Origin of the sequence: Methylobacterium sp. WL12 (assembly GCF_008039475.1) — a bacterium.
Classification (GTDB): domain Bacteria; phylum Pseudomonadota; class Alphaproteobacteria; order Rhizobiales; family Beijerinckiaceae; genus Methylobacterium; species Methylobacterium cerastii.
This window is the reverse complement of record NZ_VRUW01000042.1, coordinates 34251-40965: the sequence shown is the minus strand read 5'-3', so window position 1 is coordinate 40965 and position 6715 is coordinate 34251. Positions and strand designations below refer to the sequence as shown.

At 70.9% G+C, this 6715-nt stretch carries 5 protein-coding genes and 1 pseudogene; 3 read left to right on the top strand and 3 right to left on the bottom strand.

All coding sequences use genetic code 11. The features are described from left to right. Positions 1-101 precede the first annotated feature (101 nt). The 3 genes and pseudogenes from infB to truB form a co-directional block, all read left to right on the top strand. Positions 102-2249, top strand: a pseudogene (gene infB / locus FV226_RS16210) (translation initiation factor IF-2); the annotation flags it as partial. A 117-nt stretch (positions 2250-2366) separates the two neighbouring features. Beyond that, on the top strand, positions 2367-2801 hold the full coding sequence (rbfA, locus tag FV226_RS16205) for a 30S ribosome-binding factor RbfA (protein WP_147763713.1): 435 nt from the start codon (positions 2367-2369) through the stop codon (positions 2799-2801). 82 nt (positions 2802-2883) lie between these two features. Further along, entirely contained in the window at positions 2884-3915 is a 1032-nt protein-coding gene (truB, locus tag FV226_RS16200; RefSeq protein ID WP_147763712.1) for a tRNA pseudouridine(55) synthase TruB, read from the top strand. A 61-nt stretch (positions 3916-3976) separates the two neighbouring features. On the opposite strand, the gene FV226_RS28045 is transcribed toward truB, so the two are convergent. From FV226_RS28045 to FV226_RS16190, 3 genes are read right to left on the bottom strand one after another with little or no spacing between them, the layout of a single operon-like run. Beyond that, entirely contained in the window at positions 3977-4123 is a 147-nt protein-coding gene (locus tag FV226_RS28045) for a hypothetical protein (RefSeq protein WP_187278774.1), read from the bottom strand. Then, a complete protein-coding gene (locus FV226_RS16195; RefSeq protein ID WP_147763711.1) occupies positions 4120-5208 on the bottom strand; it encodes a phytoene/squalene synthase family protein in 1089 nt (362 codons plus the stop codon). The genes FV226_RS28045 and FV226_RS16195 overlap by 4 nt, the downstream gene beginning before the upstream one ends. After that, positions 5189-6715, bottom strand: coding sequence for a phytoene desaturase (locus FV226_RS16190; RefSeq protein WP_147763710.1), 1527 nt, complete (start codon positions 6713-6715; stop codon positions 5189-5191). The genes FV226_RS16195 and FV226_RS16190 overlap by 20 nt, the downstream gene beginning before the upstream one ends.

The window sequence follows — 6715 nt, the reverse complement described above, 5'->3', positions numbered from 1 at the left end:
CCGGGATCGTCACCTCACGCGACAGCTTCTCCTTCTGCTCGACGTGCCGGCTGCCGCTCATGCGCTGCTGGCGACGGCGGAAGGAAGCGATCGAACGGGTGCGCTCGTCCTCACCGGACGTGCGCAAGCCGCAGAACCTGAACTTCATGGCCAAGCCCGCTCCGGCGCCGGAGCCGGAGAAGAGCGCGAGCCCGACCACGGCGGCCCGCCCCGCCGGCTCCGCCGCGCGTCCGGCCGGCCGTCCGGCGGCGAACGAGGACGAGAGCGAGACCAAGCGCGTCATCCGCCGTCCCGGCATGCCGCTGAAGATCATCACGCCGCCCAAGACCCCGAAGCAGCCCGGCGGCGACCGCAGCCGCGGCCGTCTCACCATCGCGACCGCGACGTCCGGTGAGGACGAGCGCACCCGTTCGATCGCTTCCTTCCGCCGTCGCCAGCAGCGCATGAGCGGCAGCCGGCACGTCGAGCAGAAGGAGAAGCTGTCGCGTGAGGTGACGATCCCGGAGACGATCACGATCCAGGAGCTCGCCAACCGCATGTCCGAGCGTGCGGTGGACGTGATCCGCCTGCTGATGAAGCAGGGCGAGATCCACAAGATCACCGACGTGATCGATTCGGACGCGGCGCAGCTCATCGCCGAGGAGATGGGGCACACCGTGCGCCGCGTCGCCGAGTCGGACGTGGAAGAGGGCCTGACCTCCGACGAGCCGGATCTCGACGAGGATCTCGATCCCCGTCCCCCGGTCGTCACGATCATGGGTCACGTCGATCACGGCAAAACCTCGCTCCTCGACGCGATCCGCAAGGAGCACGTGGTCGACGGCGAGGCCGGCGGCATCACCCAGCACATTGGCGCCTATCAGGTCGCGTCGCCGTCCGGCGACATGGTCACCTTCATCGACACCCCCGGCCACGCGGCCTTCACCTCGATGCGCGCCCGCGGCGCCAAGGTGACGGACATCGTCGTGCTGGTGGTGGCGGCCGACGACGGCGTGATGCCCCAGACCATTGAGGCGATCCAGCACGCGAAGGCGGCGGGCGTTCCGCTCATCCTGGCGATCAACAAGATCGACAAGCCCGAGGCGAACCCGCAGCGCGTCCGCACCGAGCTGCTGCAGCACGACATCCAGGTCGAGTCGATGGGCGGCGAGACCCTGGAGTTCGAGGTCTCGGCCAAGACCGGCGACGGCCTGCCCGACCTGCTCGAGGGCCTGCAACTGCAGGCCGAGATCATGAACCTGCGCGCCAACGAGAAGCGCGACGGCGAGGGCACGGTCATCGAGGCCAAGCTCGATCGCGGGCGCGGGCCCGTGGCCACCGTGCTGGTGCAGCGCGGCACCCTGTTCACCGGCGACATCGTCGTCGCCGGCGCCGAGTGGGGCCGCGTCCGCGCGCTGATCGACGACCAGGGCGAGAACATCCAGTATGCCGGGCCGTCGGTCCCGGTGGAGGTCCTCGGCTTCAACGGCACGCCCGACGCCGGCGACCGCGTGATCGTGGTGCCGAGCGAGGCCCGCGCCCGCGAGGTCACCGAGTACCGCGCCCGGACCAAGCGCGAGCGCCAGAACGCCCGCACGGGCGGCGCCAACCGCTCGCTCGTCGACATGATGCGCGACCTGAAGGAAGGCGCCGGCCGCAAGGAGCTGCCGGTCATCATCAAGGGCGACGTGCAGGGCTCGGTCGAGGCGATCTCCGGCGCTCTGGAGAAGCTCGGCAACGACGAGGTCTCGGCGCGCATCCTGCTCGCCGGCGTCGGCGGCATCACCGAGTCGGACGTGACGCTGGCGACCGCCTCCAAGGCGGTGGTGATCGGCTTCAACATCCGCGCCCACAAGGAGGCGCGGGAGCTCGCCGAGCGCAACGACGTCGAGATCCGCTACTACAACATCATCTACGACCTTGTGGACGACATCAAAGCGACCCTGTCGGGCATGCTGCCTCCGACGCTCCGCGAGGAGCGCCTGGGCGAAGCCTTCATCCAGGAGATCTTCGAGGTCTCGAAGGTCGGCAAGGTCGCCGGTTGCCGCGTCTCCGACGGCGTGGTCCAGCGCGGCGCCCATGTCCGCCTGATCCGCGACAGCGTGGTGATCCACGAGGGCAAGCTCTCGACGCTGAAGCGCTTCAAGGACGACGCGAAGGAAGTCACGTCGGGCCAGGATTGCGGCATGGCGTTCGAGAACTTCGAGAACATGCGCGCTGGCGACACCATCGAGTGCTACCGGGTCGAAGAGATCCGCCGCACGCTCTGATCGCGTTCGACAGCGCATCGACACGGCGGCCGCGGCTCCTGCCGCGGCCGTCTTTTTTCGTATTCCCGTCCCGCCCCGTCCGCCCGCCGGACGGCCTTGCGCGAGACCGAAGAGACCATGGCCCAGAAACCCAACCCGACCGGCCCGACCTTGCGGCAGCAGCGCATCGCCGAACTCGTGCGCCACGCGCTCGCCGAAGTGCTCCAGCGCGGCGACATCCAGGATCCGGTGCTCGGCAGCCACGTTGTGACCGTGCCCGAGGTTCGGATGTCGCCCGATCTGAAGCTCGCCACAGCCTACGTCATGCCGCTCGGCGGCATGGACGAGGCGCCGGTCATCGCCGCGCTCGATCGCAACCGCAAGGCGCTCCGCCAGGAGGTCGCGCGGCGGGTGAACCTCAAATTCGCCCCGGAGTTGCGCTTTCTACGCGACGACACGTTCGACGAGGCCGCCCGGATCGACGCGCTGCTGCGCAACGAGCGCGTCCAGCGCGACCTCGACAAGGGTTCGCCGGACGAGGACGACGCGGACGGCGACGACCGACGCACCTGACGCGGCCCCGGAGGTCAGGCGCACCCGCCTGGACCCCGTTTCGCCGACCCACGTAAAAAGCATGACGCCGACCGAGGTTTCCATGAACGACGTCCCGACCTCAGAGCATCCGGCATCGACCCCGGAGATCCCGTCATCGGGCGAGCGCCGCGGTGACGAAGGCCGTCGCCCGCCCCGTGGTGGTCCGCGCTCCGACCGGCCGAAGAAGCGCGACGTGTCGGGCTGGGTCATCCTCGACAAGGGCGTTGGCATGACCTCGACGCACGCGGTCGCAGTGGTGAAGCGCGCGTTCAACGCCAAGAAGGCGGGGCATGCCGGCACCCTCGATCCGCTGGCCTCCGGCATCCTGCCGATCGCGCTGGGCGAGGCCACCAAGACCGTTCCCTTCGTGATGGACGGCCGCAAGGCCTACCGCTTCACCGTGAGCTGGGGCATCGAGACCGACACGGACGACGCCGAGGGGCGCCCGGTGGCGACGAGCGACGACCGCCCGAGCCGCGAGGAGGTCGAGGCCGCGCTGCCGAGCTTCGTCGGCGCGATCGAGCAGGTGCCGCCGCGCTATTCGGCGATCAAGATTCAGGGCGAACGCGCCTACGACCTCGCTCGCGACGGCGAGGTGGTCGAGCTGGTGGCCCGCCCGGTGCAGATCGACCGCCTCGCGGTCGTCGAGCACGATGGCGACCGCACGGTGATCGAGGCTGAATGCGGCAAGGGCACCTATGTGCGGGCGCTGGCGCGCGATCTCGGCCGCATGCTCGGCTGCCGCGGCCACGTCTCGGCCCTGCGCCGAACCCGGGTCGGGCCGTTCACGGAGGCCGATTCCTGCAACGTCGCCGGCCTCGACGCGGCCGGCCCCGAGAGCAGCCTCGCGCACCTGATGCCAGTGGAGACCGCGCTCGATGCGATCGCCTCCGTCTCGGTCTCGCGCGACATGGCGATGCGCCTGATGCGCGGCCAGTCGGTGATCTTGCGCGGCCGCGACGCGCCGGTCGAGGGCAAGATCTTCGCGACCTGCGGTGGCATCCTGGTCGCGGTGGGCGACGTCGAGCGCGGCGAGCTCGTGCCCCACCGGGTGTTCCACCTCGGCGGCACCGCAGCGGGCCGGGCCTCCTGACGTAGAAGGGATGATCGCGACGCCCTTCCTACTCTGTAGGGTGGAGCGGAAGAGGCGCGCGCTACTCCTCGCGGTCGGTCCGCGTCGCTTCGGCCGCACGGTCCCGCCGCAAGCCGCGCCGGAGCGACACGAGCTGCCAGATCGCCAGCCCGAGGGCGAGGGCGAAGACGAGCCCGATGTCGAAGACCGCGAAGAGCGGGTCGGTCATGCCGTCTCTCGGCCCGTCCCCTCACGCTCGCGCAACGCCTCGATCATCTCGAGCACCCGCACCGCCTGGCCCGGGATGTCCCACCAGGGGCGGCCCAGCGGCGTGCGCGCCGGCACGGCTTCGATGAGGTAGGCGGTCTCGGGCAGGCTCGGCGCGTCGCGGTCGGCGCCGCCGCCCAGCGGCAGCGCGGCGCGGGTGAGCAGCTGCAGCTTGCGCCCCGCCCCGACGCGGGCGCGGCGGGTGACGCTGTCGAACCCGTTCCGGGCGATCTCCGCGCCGATCTCGGCGTAGATCAGGCGCGCGGCCCGGATCGCCGGGCGGCAGGCGAGCGGCAGGCCGCCGACGCCGGCCTCCGAGCGGGCGTAGAGCACATCCGCGGCAGCCAGCAGCCGGGCGACCACGTCGCGCAGGGCATCCGTCGCCGTCGGCTCGGCCAGGAACGCGTCCGGATCGATGCCGGCCTCGTCGAGCCAGTCGAGGGGCAGGTAGAGGCGCCCCATGCGCGCATCCTCGCCGACGTCGCGGGCGATGTTGGTGAGCTGCATCGCGACGCCGAGGTCGCAGGCCCGCGCCAGCACGTCGGCGTCGCGCACGCCCATGATCAGCGTCATCGTCGCGCCCACAGAAGCCGCGACCCGGGCGGCGTAGGCGCAGAGTTCGCCCAAGGTCGCGTAGCGACGGCCTTCGCAATCCCAGGCGAACCCTTCGATCAGCGCCGCCGGCAGCGCCTGCGGAATCGCGTGGTCGGCGACGACGTCGGCCAGCGCCCGGTCGGCGGCGTGGTCGGCGGGGCGGCCGGCATGGATGCGCGCGAGCCGCGCGTCGAGGCGGAGCACCGCCCCGGGCGCGGCGCCGGATTCCGCCTCGTCGACGAGGTCGTCCGACATCCGGCAGAAGGCGTAGAGCCCGTAGGCCGCGCGCCGGACGCTCGGCGGCAGCAGATGCGAGGCGGCGTAGAAGCTGCGCGACCCCGTGCGGATCGCGGCGCGGCAGGCGGCGTGGTCGGCCTCCGACGCGTGCGACGAGGCCGGGCGTAGGGCGGCCAGGAACTCGGCCGGAAGCGACTCAGGCGAAGACGCGCGCATCGGGAACCACCGTATCGAGGACGCGGGCCGTGGACAGGACGCCGGGCAGGCCGGCGCCGGGATGGGTGCCCGCGCCGACCAGGAACAGGTTGCGCACGTCTTCAGACGCGTTGTGCGGCCGGAACCACGCCGACTGCGTCAGCACCGGCTCGAGTCCGAAACCGGAGCCGCGGAAGCTGAGGAAGTCGTCGCAGAAATCCTGCGGCGTCGTCACCTTCGAGGTGACGATCTCGGACGACAGGTCCGGCAGCACCGTCGCCTCGAGGGAGGCCTCGATGCGCCGTCGGTAGGGTTCGGCGAGCGCGGCCCAATCCTGGCCGCCGGCGAGGTTCGGCACCGGCGAGAGCACGTAGAACGCGTCGCATCCCGGCGGCGCCAGCATCGGGTCGGTCTCGGTCGGCCTGTGGAGATAGAGCGAGAAGTCGTCGGCGAGGCGCTTCTTGCGGAAGATGTCGTCGATCAACGCGCGGTAGCGCGGCCCCATCAGGATGGTGTGGTGGGCGACGTCCGGGTATTTCCGCTTCGTGCCGAAGTACCAGACGAACAGGCCCATGGAGGAATGGGCGCGCTCGACCTTGCGGTCGGTCCAGCGTCGGCGGGCGGAAGCCGGGACCAGATTGCGGTAGGTGTGCGCGGAATCGGCGTTGGACACGACGATGTCGGCGGGAATGGTCTCGCCGTCGGCGAGGCGCACGCCGGTCGCGGCGCCGCCGGCGACGGTGATCTCGGCGACCTCCGCGTTGCAACGGAGCGAACCACCCTGCCCCGCGATCAGGCCGATGAGGCCGTCGACGAGGCGACCAGTGCCGCCCATGGCGAAGTGCACGCCCCAGCGCCGCTCGAGGTGGGCGATCAGGCAGTAGATCGCGCTCGCCCGGAACGGGCTGCCGCCGATCAGTAGCGGGTGGAAGCTGAAGATGGTGCGCAGGCGCTCGTCGCGAATGTACTTGGCCACCACGTCGTAGACGCTTCGGTGGCCACCGAGCCGCACCAGGTCGGGGGCGATCCGTAGCATGTCGCGGATCTTTCCGAAGGGCACGTGGCCGAGTTCCTCGAAGCCGACGCGGAAGATCGCCTCGCTCTGCGCCATGAAGCGCTCGTAGCCGGCGACGTCGGCGGGCGAGAACTTCGCGACCTCCGCCCGCATGGCGGCGAGGTCGCCGGAATAGTCGAAGGTGGCGCCGTCGTCGAAGCGGATGCGGTAATAGGGCCGCATCGGTACCAAGGTGACGTCGTCCTCCATGCGCCGCCCGCACAGCGCCCAGAGCTCCTCGAATAGGAACGGCGCGGTGACGATGGTCGGGCCGGCGTCGAAGGTGAAGCCGTCCTGCCGGTGGACCCGCGCCCGCCCGCCCGGCTTGTCGAGGCGTTCGAGCACCGTCACGCGATAACCGCGGGCGCCGAGCCGGATCGCGGCGGCGAGCCCGCCGAAGCCGCTGCCGACGATGACGGCGTGGGGCCGGCGGTCGGTGCGTGTCAACGTGTCTAACGCATCGAGTGTCAACAT

Bases quoted from the DNA above. Each gene is read 5' to 3' on its own strand.
- rbfA (WP_147763713.1), top strand. From the start codon at position 2,367: ATGGCCCAGAAACCCAACCCGACCGGCCCGACCTTGCGGCAGCAGCGC.
- truB (WP_147763712.1), top strand. From the start codon at position 2,884: ATGAACGACGTCCCGACCTCAGAGCATCCGGCATCGACCCCGGAGATC.
- FV226_RS28045 (WP_187278774.1), bottom strand. From the start codon at position 4,123: ATGACCGACCCGCTCTTCGCGGTCTTCGACATCGGGCTCGTCTTCGCC.
- FV226_RS16195 (WP_147763711.1), bottom strand. From the start codon at position 5,208: ATGCGCGCGTCTTCGCCTGAGTCGCTTCCGGCCGAGTTCCTGGCCGCC.
- FV226_RS16190 (WP_147763710.1), bottom strand. From the start codon at position 6,715: ATGTTGACACTCGATGCGTTAGACACGTTGACACGCACCGACCGCCGG.